Source organism: Neomesorhizobium albiziae, from assembly GCF_900114255.1.
GTDB classification, from domain to species: domain Bacteria; phylum Pseudomonadota; class Alphaproteobacteria; order Rhizobiales; family Rhizobiaceae; genus Neomesorhizobium; species Neomesorhizobium albiziae.
The window spans coordinates 30261-48031 of the sequence record NZ_FOSL01000019.1 but is presented as its reverse complement, the minus strand read 5'-3'; the positions used below and the strand labels follow the sequence as shown (position 1 = coordinate 48031).

Below are 17771 nucleotides of genomic sequence, written 5' to 3'. Positions count from 1 at the left end.
CCGCGCCGGTTATTGCGGCAGCTTGTCGTCTACGCCTTTGACGTAGAAGTTCATGCCGAGCAGCGTGCCGTCGTCGGAAACCTCGCCTGCCTTCAGCCATTCGGTGCCGTCCTGCTTGGTGATCGGGCCGGTGAAGGGGTTGAACGAGCCGGATTTGATCTTGGCTTCAGTCTCTTCGGCGAGTTTCTTCACGTCGTCTGGCATGTTGGCGTAGGCCGCCATCACGACATGACCTTCCTTCATGCCACCCCAGACGTCCTGCTGCTTCCAGGTGCCGTCGATCACCGCCTTGACGCGCTCGATGTAATACGGACCCCAGTCGTCGACGATCGAGGTGAGCTGGGTGGTCGGGCCGAACTTGATCATGTCGGAAGCCTGGCCGAACGCCTTGATGCCGCGTTCGGTGGCAACCTGCATCGGCGCGGTGGAATCGGTGTGCTGGGTGATGATGTCGACGCCCTGATCGATCAGCGCCTTGGCGGCGTCGGCTTCCTTGCCCGGGTCGAACCAGGTGTTGGCCCATACCACCTTGACCTTGAAATCGGGATTGATCGACTGCGCGCCGAGCACGAACGAATTGATGCCCATCACGACTTCCGGAATCGGGAAGGATGCGATGTAACCGGCAACACCCGCCTTCGACATCTTGGCAGCGATGACGCCCTGCACGTAGCGGCCTTCATGGAATTTCGAATTGTAGGTCGCGACATTGGGATGCTCGCGCTTGTAGCCGGTGGCGTGCTCGAATTTCACGTCCGGGAATTTACCCGCGACCTTGTTGGTCGGATCCATGTAGCCGAAGGAAGTGGTGAAGATGATGTTGCAGCCGGAGCGGGCGAAACGCTCGATAGCGCGCTCGGCATCCGCGCCTTCCGGCACGCTTTCCAGATAGGCGGTCTCGACCTGATCGCCGAGCGCGGCCTTCATCTCTTCCAGGCCCTTGTGGTGCTGATAGGACCAGCCGAAATCGCCGATCGGCCCGACATAGATGAAGCAGGCCTTTGTCGCCGCCTGGGCGGACATGCTGCCAAACGACAGCACAGCGGCTGCGGCGGCAAGCGATAGAACAGTCTTTTTCATTTCGTTCGTCCTCTTTCAGTGTTGCCGGGGGCACTATCCCATCGATTTTTTGATTAGCGATCTGGCACAAACGGCCGCCCCAGAGAAGCCGGTGTGTTCACCATTGTCAGTCGCCGGTTGCGCGAGATTAGAACAAGCACGACGATGGTTGCCAGATAGGGGAGTGAAGAAAGTAGCTGCGAGGGAACGCCTATCCCCAGCGCTTGTGCATGCAACTGGCCGATCGATACGGCGCCGAACAGATAGGCGCCGGCAAGCACCCGCCACGGCCGCCAGGAGGCGAATACGACCAGCGCCAGCGCGATCCAGCCACGCCCGGCGGTCATGTTCTCGATCCATTGCGGCGTATAGACCAGCGACAGGTAGGCGCCGGCCAACCCCGCGCAGGCACCGCCGAACATTACGGCCAGATAACGGATGCCGATGACATTGATGCCGAGCGCATGGGCGGACGTGTGGTTGTCGCCGATCGAGCGCAGCGTGAGGCCAGCGCGCGAGCGGAACAGGAACCAGGCGACACCGGCCGTCAGAAGGATCGACACGTAGAAAAGCGGGTCCTGGCCGAACAGAAGTTTGCCGACATAGGGAATGTCGGTGAGGTAGGGAATGTAGAGATAGCTCATCTTGACGCCGGGCAAGCCGACGAAACTTTCGCCGATCATCCCGGAAAGGCCGAGGCCGAGCAGCGTCAATGCAAGGCCGGTCGCCACCTGGTTGGTGACCAGCGTCAGCGTCAGGAAGCCGAAAAGCAGCGAGAACAAGGCGCCGACAAGCACCGCGGCAAGCACGCCGAGCCAGGGCGAGCCGGTCGCCAACGCAACGCCGAAGCCGGTGACGGCGCCCATCACCATCATCCCTTCGACGCCGAGATTGAGCACGCCGGAGCGTTCAACCACCAGTTCGCCAATCGAGGCGATCAGCAGCGGCGTCGCGGCGGTGGCAATGGTGATCAGGATGGATTCAAACATTTTGAGCGGCCTCCCCGGTCTTGGCCGGCATCCCGATGAAGCGGATGCGGTAATGGATGAGCGTGTCGCAGGCGAGCACGAAGAACAAAAGCATGCCCTGGAACGCACGGACCACCTTGTCCGAGACGCCGATCGAGATCTGCGCTGCCTCGCCGCCGAGATAGGACAATGCCAGAACCAGCCCGGCCGCGATGATGCCGAGCGGATTGAGGCGACCGAGGAAGGCGACGATGATCGCGGCAAAGCCGTAGCCCGGCGAAATCGTCGGCCTAAGTTGGCCAATGGCGCCGGAGACTTCCGAGATGCCGGCTAGGCCAGCCAATGCGCCGGACAGCAGGAAGGCGAAGAACACCATTTTCGACGAGGAGAAACCGGCGAATTTTCCCGCGCGCGGGCTCTGGCCAAGCACCTTGACCTCGAAACCCTTCAACGTGCGCGACAGCATGAACCACAACGCCACGGCGGCAACCAGCGCGAAGACAAAACCCCAATTGGCGCGGCCGGATGCCGACCAGATCTCGGGCAGCACCGCATATTCGTGGAAATTGCGCGTTTCGGGGAAGTTCAGGCCCTCCGGGTTGCGCCAGGGGCCGCGCACCAGCCAGTCGAGGAACAGCTGCGCCACATAGACCAGCATCAGGCTGGTCAAGATCTCGTTGGTGTTGAAGCGCGCCTTGAGGAAGGCCGGCACCGACGCATAGGCCGCACCGCCGGCCATGCCCATGATCAGCATCATGGGCAAAACCGTCCAGTTCTGGAACTGAGGAAACAACACCGGCAGGATGGAGCCGGTAATCGCGCCGATTGTGAACTGACCTTCGGCGCCGATGTTCCAGTTGTTGGAGAGGTAGCAGACCGAGAGGCCGACCGCGATGAGGATCAGCGGCGCGGCCTTGATCGCCAGTTCGTGCAGCGACCACACCTCGCGCAGCGGATCGATGAAATAGTAATAGAGCGCGTCGAGCGGGTTCTTGCCGAGCAGCGAGAACATGATCGCGCCGGCGACAAGGGTCAGGCCCAGCGCAATGAAAGGCGACAGCGCGCTGAAAAGCTTCGATTGCTCCGGGCGCTTGACGAGTTCGATGCGCATCACGCCACCTCCAGCGCCGGTTCGACATGGCCGGGCTCGGCGCCGCCCATCAGCAGGCCGATCTTTTCGAAGGTTGCTTCGGCGCGCGGCAGCGGTTTCGACAGTTCGCCATTGTGCATGACGGCGATGGCATCGGAGATTTCGAACAGTTCGTCGAGATCCTGGCTGATGACGAGGACGGCCGAGCCGCTGCGCGCCAGCTCGATCAACGCCTGGCGAATGTGTGCAGCCGCCCCCGCATCGACGCCCCAGGTTGGCTGGTTGACCACCATCACCGCCGGTTGGCGGTCGAGTTCCCGTCCGATGATGAATTTCTGCAGATTGCCGCCCGAGAGAGCGGCCGCCTCGGGATCGACCGCGCTCTTGCGCACATCCATCTCCTCGACAATGCGCTGCGAGGCCGCCTTGACGGCACCGCTTTGCACCAGCCCGGCAGGACCCAGAAATGCTTTACGGTCCGTCGTGTGGCGCGACAGGAGAAGATTTTCCGAAAGCCGCATGCGGGGAGCCGCGCCGTGGCCAAGCCGTTCCTCCGGCACGAATGCGGCGCCGAGCAATCGCCGTCCGGAGATCGACAGACGACCGGCATCCTTGCCGCGGATGCGCACCGTTGCGCCATCGTCCTGCAAGGCTTCACCCGACACCGCCTCGAAAAACTCGCCCTGGCCGTTTCCGGCGACACCGGCGATGCCGATCACCTCGCCGGCGCGGACGTCGAGCTTGATGTCGCGCAGCGGGATCGAGAACGGCGTTGCCGGCTTGCGGCTGAGGCCGCGGACTTCCAGAAGCGAAGCAGCCTTCTCTATGCCTTCCGAAGGCGGGCGCACCACGGGCTTGACCTCGTTGCCGACCATCATCCGGGCGAGCGAGGCGGCCGTTTCCTTGCGGGGATCGCAGTGGCCGACAACCTTGCCGTGGCGCAGCACGGTTGCTCGGTCGCACATTCTCTTCACCTCTTCGAGGCGGTGGGAGATGTAGAGGATCGACTTGCCCTCGGAACGCAGCCGCTCCAGCGTCTCGAACAGCTTGTCGGCCTCCTGCGGGGTGAGCACCGAGGTCGGTTCGTCCAGAATTATTAACTCCGGCGTCTGCAGCAGGCAGCGGATGATCTCGATGCGCTGGCGTTCGCCGACGGAGAGATCACCGACCAGCGAATAGGGATCAAGCGGCAGGCCGTAGCTGTAAGATAGCGCCTTGGCCTTCGCCGCAATCGTGCTGATCGGTGTATCCTCGTTCAGCGACAAGGCGATATTTTCGGCTGCCGTCAGCGCCTCGAACAGCGAAAAATGCTGGAAAACCATGCCGATGCCGAGTTTTTTTGCAGCATGCGGACTGGCGATGCGGACGGGCTGGCCGTTCCAGGAGATTTCGCCGGAGTGCGGCTCAAGGGAGCCGAACAGCATTTTGACGAGGGTGGATTTACCGGCGCCGTTTTCTCCGAGAAGCGCGTGAATCTCGCCCTTGGCGATCGTCAGGTCGATCGCGTCGCACGCTTTCAGGGTTCCGAATATCTTCGTGAGCCCCCGAACCTCAAGCAGGTTCGCGGTTTCGCTACCGTCTAAAGCACGCACGGTGCCTCCAATCTGTTTTCCAGATATTGTTCTGTGTTCCCGCAAACATGGTATGCGCGCTTGCCACACAACGCAAAGCGTGGGTCATCTTGAAAGAGCTTCAAGAATTTCAGCGGAAACTCAAGGAAGAAGAATTGTCGTTCCCGTGGTTTTTCGCGCTTCGAGATCGGCGTGCGCCTGGCCTGCATCCTTCAACTGGAAACGCTGATTGATCTTGATCTTGACGATGCCTTGCGAGACCACGTCGAACAGTGCCTCGGCCGAGGCTACCAGAGCTTCGCGCTTGGCATTGTAGACGAACAAGGTCGGCCGCGTTGCATAGAGCGAGCCTTTTTGGGCAAGCAGCGCCAGATTAAACGGCGGGATCGGACCCGACGACTGGCCGAAACTTGCGAAAAGCCCGAACGGTTTCAGGCAATCGAGCGAGCCGGGGAATGTATCCTTGCCGACCGAATCGTAGACGACGTCGCACATTTTGCCGCCGGTGATTTCCTTCACATCGGCGACGAAATCGCGGTCGCGGTAGTTGATGACATGATCGAAGCCGTGCACCTTGGCGAGTTCGATCTTTTCGGTGGAACTGGCGGTTCCGATGACGGTGGCGCCGAGATGTTTGGCCCATTGGCCGAGAATGAGCCCTACCCCGCCGGCGGCTGCGTGAAACAGGATCGTATCGCCAGGCTTCACCTTGAACGTCCGCCGCAGGAGATATTCGGCTGTCATGCCTTTTAGCATCATGCCAGCGGCCTGCTCGTCGGAAACACCGTCGGGTACCTTCACCAGCTTTTCGGCGGCGATGGTGCGCTGCTCGCAGTAGGCGCCAAGACCCACGGCATAAGCGACGCGGTCGCCGACCTTGAGGTCCGAGACGCCCTCCCCCAGTTCGAGCACGACGCCGGCGGCTTCGCCGCCCGGGATCAGCGGCAGGCCGTTCGGCGCGGCATAGAGACCGGTGCGGTAGTAGACGTCGATGAAGTTCAACCCGATCGCCGCATGGCGGATCAGCACCTCACCCTTGCCGGGCGTGCCGGGATCCACATCGACATAACGCAACGCTTCGGGACCGCCATGGGCGGCAATCTGGATGGCTTTGGACATGGTTCAGGTCTTCTTCAGGCCGAGAGTGGGGAAAAGCTGCATGATGCCGCCGATGGCGAAGAGATAGATGCCGGTGACAGAGATGCCGATCTTGGTCACCACACTGACGTGCTCGCCGAGCACGCCGATCTGATTGTAGAACTGCGCCATCGCCGATTGCGCGAGCGCCAGCGCGCCGAAAGCGCACCACAGAAGCGTCACGCCGAGATTGAGCGGCCTCAGCCTGACCACGCGCACCGGATGCAGGAAATTTATCGGTACGAAGGTGAGAATACCAGCGATCACCACGACGGCGAAGGACACCCATTGCCCGGGTTCGATGACAAACAGAGTGAACACCACCATGTTCCAGACCACCGGAAACCCTTTGAAGAAGTTCTCCTTCGTCTTCATTCCGGTGTCGGCATAGTAGATGGCGCTCGACACCACGATGATCGCCGCTGAAAGGAACGAAAGCCCCTCACCCATGAAGCCGCGCTGGTAGAGCGCGAATGCGGGAATGATGACGTAGGTCACATAGTCGATGATGTTGTCGAGGAGTTCGCCCGACCAGGTCGGCAAAACTTCCTTGACGTCGAGTTTGCGCGCGATGGGCCCGTCAATGCCATCCACCAACAGCGCCAGTCCGAGCCACAGGAACATCAACGTCCAGCTCTCTTCGCTTGCCGCCACCAGCGACAGGAATGCAAGAAACGAGCCGGAGGCCGTCAGCAGATGAACGGAAAACGCCCTCGCCTGCGGCCAGGTCACCTTCTTTTTCGGCCGCGGGATGCGGTCGGCGAGCTTTTTGCCAGCTTTCATGGCATCTGAGCGCTTGCTCACGGGCCGCGCCAATCAAGCTTGCAGATCTCAGCCGAGCGTCCGGCGAAATTCCAGTTGCGACCGAAGGCCCTCAGCCTGCTCTTGTCGGACTTCGCCACGATGATTTCAGGCGCGATCCAGTATTCCGAATTGCTGATCACGGTGTCTGCATCGCGGCTTTTGCCGGGAACGGGCGTGATGGCGCCGTCGATGATTTTTGGAATCTGGAAGACACGAGTCTTGTCCTTTGTCTCGTAAGTGATCGGCACCTGTTCGACACCGAGGAACTTGCCGACCAGGATCGACAAAAGCGAGGTGGTGCCGCCGGCCTTGCCGGTGAAAATCTTGCTGATCGCCTTCACGGCGTAAATCGAGGCGCGCTGGTCGATGAACAGGCCGGCTGTCCAGTTGCCGCGGCTCATATAGCCCGGAATTTCCATGATCAGGCCGAGATTGAGGCCGGAAAGATCGACCTCTCCGAAATGACCGGCATCGATGCGAAAGCCAGCCCAGGTCTGGCAATAACCTTCGGTCGGCGGATGGCCGCCAAGCGACAGCACGCATGGGCAGAAAACCGTGCAATTGCAGGAGAGGACGAGTTCCCCCTTCATCGCCCAGCTCTGCTCTTTCATCCTACGTCCCTCGTCTCAGGCGGAGATTAATAGCAGCGCCGCCGCCCATACAAGCAGTATTGCACCCGCCACGCGGCCGGGAAACCTGCCATCAACCTGTTTTTCCACGGTGGTAAACAGCGCAAGCAACGCCATCCAGAACACGTTCATCAGCCCGGCGGCAAACATCACCAGCATCAGCCCCCAACAGCAGCCGAGGCACCACACACCCTGATCGATGCCGAGCCGGAAGATGCGGGACGGACGCGTGCTCCAGCGGGAAAACAGTGTGGTGAATGGGTTGCGGCATTTCTTGAGGCAAGCCTCCTTCAGCCCGCTGAACTGGTAAAGCCCCGCAACAATCAACGCCGCAGCTCCGGCCATGCCTTGCACGGGTGTGAGCGCGGGCGTTGCCGCCATCGCCTGCACCCCCAGCGAAAGCCCGGCAAAGCCCAGCGAGGCGACGAGCCAGACCAGGAGATAACCCGCGACGAGAACCAGCGGATGCACCACCTTTTCGCCCCTTGCCCGCGCGGTGTCTGCGATTTCGCAATAGGTGCGGATCATCGGTGCAGCCGACGGCAGCATCATCGCCAGAGCCATCAAAAACCACATCAGCGAAAGCGCGGCGTAGCTGGCGAGGGATCCGCCCACGGGGTTTGGCGTCAGGCACAATTGCAGGAATTGCTCGAGAAATGCCGGCAACGGAAACGGCATGGAAGGCAGGAGTTCAGCGCCGGGCCCGCTTTCGCCCGGCGCAACCGTCGCACTGCGCACCGACATCGCTATGAGCACAAACCAGGACAGCGAGACGGCGAGCGCCAGCACCAGATTGACGGCGAACCGGGGGCGCCGGACGACACTGGCGGTTACCTGCCCTGCCCGGTCGAGATTCTCGAAACTGCCGTTATCGTCGGCCATGATGCCCGTTGGGATGAAACGCCGCGTTGATGACACGCACTCATGCTGCCATATACGCAGCGTTGTTCGTATTCCAGCGCCGCCATGCGGTGCAACTGCCGGTCATTGCCTTGAACACATCGATGCCACCGCAAATCCTCGTCGCCGGAACCGGGCCTGCCGGCCTGATCGCGGCACTCGGCCTCGCCAGGGCCGGCTTCGCCATCACCCTGATCGGCCCAGAGATCCGCAAGGACGACCGGCGCACCACTGCGCTGATGAATCCGGCGATCCAGTTTCTCGACGGCCTCGGCGTCATCGAGCCGATTCGGGCGAAAACGGCGCCGCTGCGCGTCATGCGTATCGTCGACGCCACGAAACGGCTGATCCGCAGCCCGGTTGTCACCTTCCGTGCCAGTGAAATCGGCGAGCAGGCTTTCGGGCTGAACATCCCGAACGGAGTTTTAAGTGATGCGCTGGAAAACGCGGTGGTCGCTGAGCCGAATATTGGTTGGCGCAAAGCCCTGGTGACACGCTGGGATATCGCCGACGACAACGTCACCGCACATCTTGACGATGGAACCGCTGTCGCCGCAGCTCTTGCCGTCGCGGCGGATGGGCGCGGCTCGGCGGCGCGCGAGGCCGCCGGAATCACCACCACGATGCACCGTTACGAACAGGCGGCGCTGGTGCTGACGTTCTCCCATGCTCGTGGGCACGCCGACACATCCACCGAGTTCCATACCGAGACCGGCCCGTTCACGCAGGTGCCGCTGCCGGGTGAGCGGTCGAGCCTTGTCTGGGTGGTCAAGCCGGCCGAAGCCGAAGAACTGTCGGCGCTGGACGACGCCGAACTGTCGCGGCGCGTCGAAGACCGCATGCAGTCGATGCTTGGACGCGTGACGGTCGAACCCGGCCGCCAGGTCTACCTGCTGTCGGCGGGCCTGCCGGCACGTTTTGCCCAGAACCGCGTCGCGTTGATAGGCGAAGCCGCGCATATCTTCCCGCCCATTGGGGCGCAGGGGCTTAACCTCGGCATCAGGGACGTGCAGGAACTTATTGGTATTGCTTCCGAAAACGTCGATGATCCAGGTTTCAAGCGAGCGCTTGCCGCTTATGATCGTCGCCGCCGCCCGGATATCTTTGCCCGCACTGGCGCGGTGAACCTGCTCAACCTGTCGCTGCTGTCGAATGTTATCCCCGCGCAGTTGCTGCGCAGCGCCGGGCTGACCGTGCTTGGAGGCTTTGCGCCGCTGCGCGCGCTGTTCATGCGCGAAGGGCTGCGCACGGGCAGCGGCCTGCGTTCGGTCTTTTCCGATCTACGGAAACAGATCCGGCGGTAGAATGCCCGTCTTGATCATGTAGAGAAGCGCCGTCACCGTGCCGACGGAGAGAACCGTGGTCAGCAGGATGCTTGCCGAGGCGCGCTGCACCCAGACACCATATTGCTGGGCAATGACGAAGACGTTTGTGGCGGTCGGCAGTGCGGCAAGCAGCACTGCCGAAAACAGCCATATCTCGGAAAACTTGCCGACCCAGCTCAGCACCACGTAACAAAGCAGCGGATGCAGGACGAGTTTCAGCGCCGCGATCAGCCCGAGTTCGTGCGGTACCCGGTTGAGCGGACGCAGCGCCAGGGTCACGCCCATGGCAAACAGCGCGCAAGGTGCTGCCGCGCGCGCCAGATAATCGAGTAGGCGCTCGACCGGCATCGGCGGCCGGAATTCCAAATACGCGGCGAAAACCCCGATTGCCGTAGCGATGATGAAAGGATGCAGCGCGATCTTCTTCACGACGCTTAGCACCAATACGCCCGGAGGCGCTTTCTCCCCGCCGGACAGCGCCATCATCATCGGCGCGATAGCGAAATGCATGATATTCTCGAAGCAGAAGATCAGCGCTACCGGCACCGCCGCCTCTTCGCCGAAGGCAAGCAGCGCCAGCCCCGGCCCCATGTAGCCGATGTTTCCGTAAGCCGCGGCCAGGCCCTTGATGGTCGCTTCGGCAATCGCGCCGCGCGCCACGGCGACAGAGATCGAAAACATCAGCACGAAGATGACGAAGGTGGAAAACACCGAACCGAAAATATAGCTCCACTCGGTCAGGCGCTCGATCGGCGTCTTGGCGAGAAGCTGGAAAAACAGCGCCGGCAGCGCCACGTAGATGATGAACGTGTTCATCCAGCCCAGCGCTTCGAGTGGCTGCCGGGTAATGCGCGCCACCGCGAAACCCAGGAAAATGAGCCCGAAGAACGGCAGTACGAGGCCGATGACGTCCGTCATGTTCTATCCCAGCGGTAAAACTTTCAGCCGCGCTATCGCGTTGTTGAACAGCGCGTCAAGGCGTACGGGATTGAAATGCTGAGCCGGCTGCGCCAAATAGCGCGAGAGGTTTAAGATGAACGACGTGAAGACTGCAAAATTCAGAATCGGCCAGGTGGTTCGCCACCGGCTTTTTCCGTTCCGGGGCGTCATTTTCGATGTCGACCCGCAGTTCAACAACACCGAGGAATGGTACGAGGCGATCCCGGCTGACGTGCGGCCACGCAGGGACCAGCCGTTCTATCACCTGCTCGCCGAAAATTCCGAGACCGAATACATCGCCTATGTGTCGGAGCAGAACCTGCTCGAGGACGAGACCGGCGAGCCGGTCCGCCACCCTCAGCTGCGCGAGATGTTCGACAGGGCGCCCGACGGCAGCTACGCGCCCAAGGCCAAAATCCATCACTGACGACGGGCGAGAATGAAACGCCGCTGCCGCGCGCCTCGCCCACTCATTTCGCTTGGATATAGCCGAGTACGACGTCTGCGGCGACCGCACCCGGCCTGCGCATGGTCGTCATGCGTTTCTTGATCTCGGTGAAGCCGTTCAACTGCAGGCGCCGGGCATCGCTGTCCGTGGTCATCAACTGTTCGATCTGCCGCGCAAGCATGCCCGGCCGAATTGAAAAGTCGTAATATTCGGGCACCACTGCCCTGTCGGCGATCAGATTGGGCAGGGATGCCGACCAGACGGTGATCAGGCCCAGGAACAGCCGCATCAGCCGGTCCACCCTGTAGCATGCGAGCAGCGGCACCCGGCACAGCGCGAGTTCCAGCGACACGGTGCCGGAAGCGGCGAGCGCCGCGTCGGCCTCGCCGAAAGCCTGCCATTTCCGGGCGGGGTCGAGGATGATCTCCGGGTGCTGCGGCCATTTCGCGGTTTCGGCTTCGACGAGTTCGGCTACATGCGGCACCGTCGGGATCAAGAGCCGCAGCCGATTGCCGCGCTGCCGCAGAATGTCGATCGTCTCGCCGAAGGCGCCGAGCAACCCCCTCACCTCGCTCTTGCGCGAGCCGGGCAGCACGAGCAGCGTTTTTTCGTCCTGAGACGAGGGTTTCTGGCGTTCGGACTGGTGGCGGGCGGCGTGCAGGATGCCGGTGTCGTAGGTCAGGCGGTGACCGACATAGGTGCCGGGCGGCCCGGATAACCTTCTCAATTCGTCGACCTCGAACGGCAGCACGCACAGCACATGGTCGACATAGGGCTGCATTTCCGCTGCCCGCGACGGACGCCAGGCCCAGATGCTCGGGCAGACATAGTGGATGATCGGGATCTTCGGGTTCCTTGCCCTCACTTTCTTGGCGACGCGCAAGGTGAATTCCGGGCTGTCGATGGTGATAAGGCAATCCGGCTCAGCATCCGCTATCGTTTTGGCCGTCGAATGGATGCGCGCGATCAGCCGCGGCAGATCCCTGACGATCGCCGAAGCGCCCATAAGCGCGATCGCGGCGGGATCGAACAGCGATTTCAGACCGAGAACCTGGAGGTGGCGCCCGCCGACGCCGATCAGTTCGACGGCGCCGCCGCGAGCGGTTTCGAGCGCCCGGATGAGGTCGGCGCCAAGCAGGTCGCCGGACTCTTCCCCGGCGACGATTGCGATCCGAAGGGGACGTTCAGCGCTCATCGTTTGCGACCTTGTCGAGACCGATCACAAAGAGACCGAGCTTGTCGGCAAGATCAATGGTCTTGCCGAATTCGAGAACAAGCGCCCGCTCGGCCTCGACCGCCACGCCAGCCAGACCGGCGGCGTGCGCGCGTTCAATGGTGTTGGGTCCGATCGTCGGCAAATCGGCTCGCAACTCCTGCCCGGGCTTGGCGCACTTGACCAGAACGCCACGCTTGATGCCTGCGATGCGGCCATTGCTTCGAAGGCCCTTCGTGCGCTCGAGCAACGCGTCGGTCCCTTCGACACCCTCCAGCGCGATTGCCCGGCCACCCACCGCGATCGCGGCCTGGCCAATGTCGAGCCGACCGATGGCGAGTGCCGCTTCCAGCGCCGCATCGATGTCGCGCCAGTCGGCGGCCAACGGCTGCGTTTTGCCAAGGACGCCCTGCCGCGCCAGAAGGTCGGGCACGATTTCATGCGCGCCCACCACCTTGAAGCCGTCTTTCTCAAGATGCGAAACCAAAGCGCTCAGCAATGCGTTGTCGCCTTTCGCGAGCATATAGACGAGCTTGGACAGGAACCTGAGCAGAGACAGGCTCCATTTGATGCGGCGGAGATTCGGGCGGTTTGACACGCCACCCGCAAGCACCAGATGAGTGATGCGGTTACGCTTCAGGAGCGGGACCAGATCGCCGAGCGCTTCGAGCGGAAGCGTCACATGCTCATATGGCTGGAAGGCGGCGGGCTCGACCGCCTGGCCCCCAACGGCAATCACGAAAGGCGGTTTGCCGGCCTTCGCCAGCCCTTCGGCCACATCAACCGGCAGTTGCCCGCTGCCGGCGATCAGCGCAATGCGATCCGTCGGTCCGAGCTCGATACGGCCGACCTCAGTCGTCGCCATCGGTGCCGTCATCGCCAGCATCGTCGAGAGGAGGCGTCACGAAATAACGCGTGCCGCGCTTGGACAGGAATTCGACCAGGCTCATGGCGACCGGCGAACCGGCGAAATCGCGTCGGGCGATTTCGAGGTTTTCGGCCATGGTTCGCGACCGGTCGAAGATCGTGCGGTAGGCCTGGCGTACAAGCTGGATGTCGGATTTCGACATGCCCGAACGCCGCATGCCGATGACATTCAGGCCGCGCAGTTTGGCAAGATTGCCACGCGCGAAGCCAAACGGAATCACGTCTCCGGGAATGGCCGAACATCCGGACAGGAAGGCATTGTTGCCGATGCGCGCGAACTGATGGACGGCCGTCAGCCCCCCAATCACAACATTGTCGCCGATCTCGCAGTGACCGGCCAGCATCGCGCCATTTGCAAGCGTGACGTTGTTGCCGATGATGCAGTCGTGAGCGACATGCGAATAGGCCATGAAATAGCCGTTCTCGCCGACGCTCGTCGCGCCATGGTTGGTGTCCGAACCGACATGCATCGTGACACCTTCACGGATGGTGGTGTTCCTGCCGATCGTCAACGTCGTGCGCGTGCCGCGATGCTTGAGATTTTGCGGCGCAGCACCCAGCACCGCCTGCGGGAAGACCTTGCAGCCCTCGCCGATGTCGGTAGCGCCCAAGACGGAGACGTGGCTGACCAGCTCGACGTTGTCGCCCAGGACCGCGTCGGCGCTGACATGGCAGAACGGTCCGATGCGAACCCCTGCCCCGAGCCTGGCGCCGGATTCCACCACGGCCATCGGATGAATGAAAGTTTCTGCTTGCATCGACGTCGCCGGTCAGCCGGACTGCTTGGGGGACATCATCGCGGAAATTTCGGCTTCCGCGACCTTGGCGTCATCGACCTTGGCCTCACAAGCGAATCTCCAGATATTGCCCCGTTGCTTCAGTTTCTTGACGTGAATTCTGAGCTGGTCGCCGGGCACGACCGGACGCCGGAACTTCGCGTTGTCGATGGTCATGAAGTAGACCAGCGACGGCCTGTCCATCCCGGCTGTCTTGATGCAGATCGCTCCGGCGGTCTGCGCCATCGCCTCGACGATGAGCACACCCGGCATCACCGGCTGTTCGGGGAAATGCCCCTGAAAATGCGGTTCATTGGCGGTCACGTTCTTGATGCCGACCGCTGAATTGTCCCCGTCGATCTCGACGACGCGGTCAATAAGCAGAAAGGGATAGCGGTGCGGCAGCAGCTTCATCAGCTGCATGATGTCAACCGTCTCCAGAACCGTTGCGGCATTGTCAGCCATTATCGTCGCCCTTCCTGGGTTTGGTCAGGCCGCGGATGGCGGCAACTTCACGGAAAAAATCACGCATGGGGCGCGCCGGGGACCCAGCCCAGCGTTCGCCTTGCGGAACGTCATGCATCAACCCGGATGAAGCCGCAATCTGCGCGAACGATCCGATCGAAATATGATCTGCGATACCGACGCGTCCGCCCAGCATCACGAAGTCGCCGAGGGTCACCGACCCCGAGAGACCGCAATGACCAGCGATAACGCATCCACGCCCGATACGTACATTGTGTGCAATCTGCACCAGATTGTCGATCTTGGTGCCTTCGCCGATGATGGTGTCGGCCATGGCGCCGCGGTCGACAGTGGTATTGGCGCCGATCTCGACGTCGTCCTGGATGATGACGCGGCCGATCTGCGGGATGCGCTCGGGACCGCGCGCTCCCCCGACGAAGCCGAAACCGTCCTGACCGACCTGCGCGCCGCCGTGAACGATCACCCGGTTGCCAACCAGGGCATACTGGATGTTTGCCCCCGGGCCGATGAAACAGTCGCGGCCGACCTGCGCCCCAGCGCCGATGACGGCGTTGGGGGCTATGATGGTACCCCGCCCGACAGAAGCTCCCGGTCCGACGGCGGCGCCGGCCTCGATGATGGCGCCGGGTTCGATCCGTGCATCCTTGGAAACGTGCGCCCTCTCCGACACGCCGGTTTCACCGGTCAGGGACCGTGGAATGGCTGCATTTGGATGCAGAAGCCGGCCGATCTGGGCAAAAGCCAATTGCGGTTTGGGCGTAACGAGGATCGCGATGCCGGGCGGCACCGACTTTACGACATCGGCGGTGCAGAGAATCGCCGCGGCGACCCGGCCCTCGAGCAGTCCGGCATTTCGCTTGCCGTCGACGTACACAAGCATTCCCTCGCCACCAACGGTGACGGATGCAATATCGGTGACGATCACGTCCGCCTGAGCGGGATCAAGCAATTCGGCACCGGTCAGGGTGGCTATCTCAGCGGTGGAATACCGGCGTGACGGCGCAAAAAAGACCGGATCTGTCATATGAGCCTTTTCTTCCGGGCCAGAACGGCCCGGAAGCACAGCCTCGACCGCCTAGAAGCGGGTCGAGATGCCGAAATTGAAATTCTGCTCTTCGTCGCTGTCCTCTTTCTTGATTGGCACAGCGTAATCGACGCGCAACGGACCGAACGGCGACGCCCAGATAAGGCCGGCACCCACGGATGCACGCCATTCCAGATCACGCGATGCAGTCGCGGAAAGCTGGCCGTCCGTCGAGTTGCGAACATCGTTGCCATAGAGCGTGGCGGCGTCGGCAAAGAGCGCTCCCTTCAGGCCAAAGCTCTCGGGGATGACCGGAACCGGGAACTGCACTTCGGCTGAAGCGCTGAAGTAGGTGCTGCCGCCGAGGTGATCGAAATCGCCGTTCGACAGCGCGGCAGCAGGTCCGATGCCGTTGTACTCGAAACCGCGGATTATGCGATCGCTGCTCTTGAAGTAGTCGAACACACGCAGATCGCTGCCGCCTGTAGGCGAAATATGGCCGGCACCTGCGGTGAGAAGACTCACAAGGTTCATCTCTTCGGAGAGCGTGTAATAATACGTTCCACGGCCAGTCAGCTTCAGATATTCCGCATCGCCGCCCAGGCCGGCAAACTCAGTCGTGAACGTCGCGTAGAGGCCCGCGTGCGGGTTTTTCATATCGTCAATGGTGTTGTAGAGCAGCGTGCCGCTCACCGACGACTTCGTCCAAGGGCTGTTGGCCACGCCATCGATGATGGCCTGCGAGACGTTACAGCTTGGAACCTGCGGCGTGCCGCCATCATCAAGACAGCTGTCGCGGAACTCGTACTTTTCTTCCGAGTAGTTGTAGGCGATCTGCGTCGACAGGGTTTCCGTGATGGGCAAACCGAAGCGCACGGTCGCGCCGTTCGTTTCGCTCTCGTAGTTGTTGTAACGCCGCGTCTGCCGGAAGATGTCGAAGCCGGCAGCAATGCGGCGACCGAGGAAATAGGGCTCGGTGAACGACAGCATGAAATCGCGTGAATTCTCGCCACCACCGGCCGAGAGCCTGATGTACTGGCCGCGGCCGAGGAAGTTCTTCTCGGTGATCGAACCTTCGATCGACGGACCGGCCGTGTCGCCACCGGTCGAATAGCCGGCGCCGATGGAGAATTCACCCGTGGACTTCTCCACGAGGTCGACCACCAGAATGACCTGGTCCGGCTCAGAGCCGGGAGCCGTCGAAATCTCGACGGTCTCAAAGTATCCAAGCCTTTCCAGCCGCTTCTTCGCGCGCTGGATCAGAACCTGGTTGAAGGCGTCGCCTTCGCTGACGTCGAACTCGCGGCGCACGACATAATCACGCGTGCGCGCATTGCCGCGGATTTCGATGCGCTCGACATAGGTGCGCGGACCCTGGTCGATCGTATAGGTGACCGAGATGGTGCGGTTTTCGAAATTGCGGTCGCCGCGCGGCGTCACCTGAGCGAAGGCATAGCCGAGGCCGGCCACGTGCTCGGTAAGCGCGATGATGGTGTCTTCCACCTCTTTGGCGCTGTAGACGGCGCCAGAGTTGGTCTGCACCAGCGAACGGAGCGATTCGCCATCGACGCCCTCAATGGTGCTTTCGACGGAAACGTCGCCAAACGTATAACGCTCGCCTTCGTCAACGGTGATCGAGACGACGTATTCATTCGTCGATTCGTTGAGTTCGCCGGTTGCCGAGATCACCTGGAAATCGGCATAGCCTCGATTGAAGTAGAAGCGACGCAGCGCCTCCTCGTCGGCGCGCAGGCGATTTTCGTCATAGACGTCGTCGCGCAGCAGGAAGGAGAGAATCGTCGAACGCTTGGTCGAGATGATATCGGCCAGGCGGCGATCGGAGAATGCGTTGTTGCCGTTGAAATCGATGCGGGCGATCTTGGTGCGGCCGCCTTCAGTGATCTCGTAGACCACGTTGACCCGGCCTTCGCCGAGATCCATGACCTGCGTGTTGACGACGGCGTCATCGCGGCCGATCCGGCTGTAGGCCTGGCGGATCGCGTCGGCATCGGCTTCCATCGCCGAATTCGAGAACGCGGCGCGCGGCTTCAGCTGAACAGTCTGCGCCAGCTGGGCGTCCTTGATCTTCTTGTTGCCCTGGAAGAGCACCTGGTTGACGATCGAATGTTCCTCGACCTGAACCACCAGGGTCGAGCCGGACTGGTTGATGCGGACATCCGAGAACATGCCGGTGCCGAACAGCCGCTTCACCGCCTCGTCAATGTCGGCATTCGAAAAAGACTTGCCCGGCGTAATGCCGAGATAGCTGCGGATGGTCTCCGCGTCGACGCGTTTGTTACCCCGCACCTCAATGCTGCTAACTACGGCGGCCTGAGCGACAGAAACCGAAACAAATTGCACCGCAACCGCGCCGGGAACGACCAGCGCTGCGGATAAAGCCACCGCCGAAGCGGCGCTCATAAAACTGGAAGCTGCCTTCATTGAGTTCTCAAAGCCTTTTCTCGTAGTCCCCAC

Annotated in this window: 17 protein-coding genes; 2 read left to right on the top strand and 15 right to left on the bottom strand. The window is 61.7% G+C overall.

Features of this window, described 5'->3' with window-relative positions; translation table 11 throughout:
* Positions 1 to 9: 9 nt before the first annotated feature.
* The 8 genes from F3H98_RS23060 to F3H98_RS23025 form a co-directional block, all read right to left on the bottom strand.
* The gene (locus tag F3H98_RS23060) at positions 10 to 1080 is read right to left on the bottom strand and encodes a BMP family ABC transporter substrate-binding protein (RefSeq protein ID WP_149762683.1); all 1071 of its coding nucleotides are present in this window, start codon (positions 1078 to 1080) and stop codon (positions 10 to 12) included.
* Between the two features lie 53 nt (positions 1081 to 1133).
* Positions 1134 to 2048, bottom strand: coding sequence for an ABC transporter permease (locus F3H98_RS23055; protein ID WP_149762682.1), 915 nt, complete (start codon positions 2046 to 2048; stop codon positions 1134 to 1136).
* Entirely contained in the window at positions 2041 to 3138 is a 1098-nt protein-coding gene (locus F3H98_RS23050; RefSeq protein WP_149762681.1) for an ABC transporter permease, read from the bottom strand. The genes F3H98_RS23055 and F3H98_RS23050 overlap by 8 nt, the downstream gene beginning before the upstream one ends.
* Positions 3138 to 4721 carry an ABC transporter ATP-binding protein gene (locus F3H98_RS23045; RefSeq protein WP_149762737.1) on the bottom strand — a complete coding sequence of 528 codons (1584 nt, stop codon included), beginning with the start codon at positions 4719 to 4721 and terminating at the stop codon, positions 3138 to 3140. The genes F3H98_RS23050 and F3H98_RS23045 overlap by 1 nt, the downstream gene beginning before the upstream one ends.
* 108 nt (positions 4722 to 4829) lie before the next feature.
* Positions 4830 to 5807, bottom strand: coding sequence for a quinone oxidoreductase family protein (locus tag F3H98_RS23040; protein ID WP_149762680.1), 978 nt, complete (start codon positions 5805 to 5807; stop codon positions 4830 to 4832).
* A 3-nt stretch (positions 5808 to 5810) separates the two neighbouring features.
* The gene (gene pcsA / locus F3H98_RS23035) at positions 5811 to 6608 is read right to left on the bottom strand and encodes a phosphatidylcholine synthase (RefSeq protein ID WP_149762736.1); all 798 of its coding nucleotides are present in this window, start codon (positions 6606 to 6608) and stop codon (positions 5811 to 5813) included.
* Between the two features lie 17 nt (positions 6609 to 6625).
* Positions 6626 to 7240, bottom strand: a complete 615-nt coding sequence (locus F3H98_RS23030; protein ID WP_149762679.1) for a DUF1326 domain-containing protein — start codon at positions 7238 to 7240, stop codon at positions 6626 to 6628.
* A 15-nt stretch (positions 7241 to 7255) separates the two neighbouring features.
* Positions 7256 to 8047 (bottom strand): DUF2182 domain-containing protein, encoded by a 792-nt coding sequence (locus F3H98_RS23025; RefSeq protein ID WP_342211629.1) that lies wholly within the window; start codon positions 8045 to 8047, stop codon positions 7256 to 7258.
* 215 nt (positions 8048 to 8262) lie between these two features.
* On the opposite strand from F3H98_RS23025, the gene F3H98_RS23020 reads away from it, so the two are divergent.
* Positions 8263 to 9462 (top strand): UbiH/UbiF family hydroxylase, encoded by a 1200-nt coding sequence (locus F3H98_RS23020; protein ID WP_149762735.1) that lies wholly within the window; start codon positions 8263 to 8265, stop codon positions 9460 to 9462.
* Here F3H98_RS23020 and F3H98_RS23015 read toward each other — a convergent pair.
* The gene (locus tag F3H98_RS23015) at positions 9439 to 10401 is read right to left on the bottom strand and encodes an AEC family transporter (protein WP_149762677.1); all 963 of its coding nucleotides are present in this window, start codon (positions 10399 to 10401) and stop codon (positions 9439 to 9441) included. The two genes, F3H98_RS23020 and F3H98_RS23015, sit on opposite strands and share 24 nt — an antisense overlap.
* Before the next feature lie 115 nt (positions 10402 to 10516).
* Between F3H98_RS23015 and hspQ the strand changes: the two genes are divergently transcribed.
* Positions 10517 to 10849 carry a heat shock protein HspQ gene (gene hspQ / locus F3H98_RS23010; protein ID WP_149762676.1) on the top strand — a complete coding sequence of 111 codons (333 nt, stop codon included), beginning with the start codon at positions 10517 to 10519 and terminating at the stop codon, positions 10847 to 10849.
* A 43-nt stretch (positions 10850 to 10892) separates the two neighbouring features.
* On the opposite strand, the gene lpxB is transcribed toward hspQ, so the two are convergent.
* From lpxB to bamA, 6 genes are read right to left on the bottom strand one after another with little or no spacing between them, the layout of a single operon-like run.
* Positions 10893 to 12065, bottom strand: coding sequence for a lipid-A-disaccharide synthase (gene lpxB / locus F3H98_RS23005; protein ID WP_149762675.1), 1173 nt, complete (start codon positions 12063 to 12065; stop codon positions 10893 to 10895).
* Entirely contained in the window at positions 12055 to 12960 is a 906-nt protein-coding gene (locus F3H98_RS23000) for an LpxI family protein (protein WP_149762674.1), read from the bottom strand. Before F3H98_RS23000 ends, lpxB begins: the two co-directional genes overlap by 11 nt.
* Positions 12935 to 13768 carry an acyl-ACP--UDP-N-acetylglucosamine O-acyltransferase gene (gene lpxA / locus F3H98_RS22995; RefSeq protein WP_149762673.1) on the bottom strand — a complete coding sequence of 278 codons (834 nt, stop codon included), beginning with the start codon at positions 13766 to 13768 and terminating at the stop codon, positions 12935 to 12937. The genes F3H98_RS23000 and lpxA overlap by 26 nt, the downstream gene beginning before the upstream one ends.
* Positions 13769 to 13780: 12 nt before the next feature.
* Positions 13781 to 14251: a 3-hydroxyacyl-ACP dehydratase FabZ gene (gene fabZ, locus F3H98_RS22990; RefSeq protein WP_149762672.1), complete on the bottom strand. Its 471-nt coding sequence runs from the start codon at positions 14249 to 14251 to the stop codon at positions 13781 to 13783.
* Positions 14244 to 15296 carry a UDP-3-O-(3-hydroxymyristoyl)glucosamine N-acyltransferase gene (gene lpxD / locus F3H98_RS22985; RefSeq protein ID WP_149762671.1) on the bottom strand — a complete coding sequence of 351 codons (1053 nt, stop codon included), beginning with the start codon at positions 15294 to 15296 and terminating at the stop codon, positions 14244 to 14246. Before lpxD ends, fabZ begins: the two co-directional genes overlap by 8 nt.
* A gap of 51 nt (positions 15297 to 15347) precedes the next feature.
* Complete coding sequence (gene bamA, locus F3H98_RS22980) at positions 15348 to 17738, bottom strand: outer membrane protein assembly factor BamA (protein WP_149762670.1); 2391 nt, start codon at positions 17736 to 17738, stop codon at positions 15348 to 15350.
* Positions 17739 to 17771: the final 33 nt, after the last annotated feature.

What these genes read in the sequence shown, in the direction of transcription:
- lpxD (WP_149762671.1), bottom strand. Translation starts at nt 15,296, where the DNA reads ATGACAGATCCGGTCTTTTTTGCGCCGTCACGCCGGTATTCCACCGCT.
- pcsA (WP_149762736.1), bottom strand. Translation starts at nt 6,608, where the DNA reads ATGAAAGCTGGCAAAAAGCTCGCCGACCGCATCCCGCGGCCGAAAAAG.
- F3H98_RS23020 (WP_149762735.1), top strand. Translation starts at nt 8,263, where the DNA reads ATGCCACCGCAAATCCTCGTCGCCGGAACCGGGCCTGCCGGCCTGATC.
- F3H98_RS23015 (WP_149762677.1), bottom strand. Translation starts at nt 10,401, where the DNA reads ATGACGGACGTCATCGGCCTCGTACTGCCGTTCTTCGGGCTCATTTTC.
- lpxA (WP_149762673.1), bottom strand. Translation starts at nt 13,768, where the DNA reads ATGCAAGCAGAAACTTTCATTCATCCGATGGCCGTGGTGGAATCCGGC.
- fabZ (WP_149762672.1), bottom strand. Translation starts at nt 14,251, where the DNA reads ATGGCTGACAATGCCGCAACGGTTCTGGAGACGGTTGACATCATGCAG.
- F3H98_RS23060 (WP_149762683.1), bottom strand. Translation starts at nt 1,080, where the DNA reads ATGAAAAAGACTGTTCTATCGCTTGCCGCCGCAGCCGCTGTGCTGTCG.
- F3H98_RS23030 (WP_149762679.1), bottom strand. Translation starts at nt 7,240, where the DNA reads ATGAAAGAGCAGAGCTGGGCGATGAAGGGGGAACTCGTCCTCTCCTGC.
- F3H98_RS23040 (WP_149762680.1), bottom strand. Translation starts at nt 5,807, where the DNA reads ATGTCCAAAGCCATCCAGATTGCCGCCCATGGCGGTCCCGAAGCGTTG.
- lpxB (WP_149762675.1), bottom strand. Translation starts at nt 12,065, where the DNA reads ATGAGCGCTGAACGTCCCCTTCGGATCGCAATCGTCGCCGGGGAAGAG.
- F3H98_RS23050 (WP_149762681.1), bottom strand. Translation starts at nt 3,138, where the DNA reads ATGCGCATCGAACTCGTCAAGCGCCCGGAGCAATCGAAGCTTTTCAGC.
- F3H98_RS23000 (WP_149762674.1), bottom strand. Translation starts at nt 12,960, where the DNA reads ATGACGGCACCGATGGCGACGACTGAGGTCGGCCGTATCGAGCTCGGA.
- F3H98_RS23055 (WP_149762682.1), bottom strand. Translation starts at nt 2,048, where the DNA reads ATGTTTGAATCCATCCTGATCACCATTGCCACCGCCGCGACGCCGCTG.
- hspQ (WP_149762676.1), top strand. Translation starts at nt 10,517, where the DNA reads ATGAACGACGTGAAGACTGCAAAATTCAGAATCGGCCAGGTGGTTCGC.
- bamA (WP_149762670.1), bottom strand. Translation starts at nt 17,738, where the DNA reads ATGAAGGCAGCTTCCAGTTTTATGAGCGCCGCTTCGGCGGTGGCTTTA.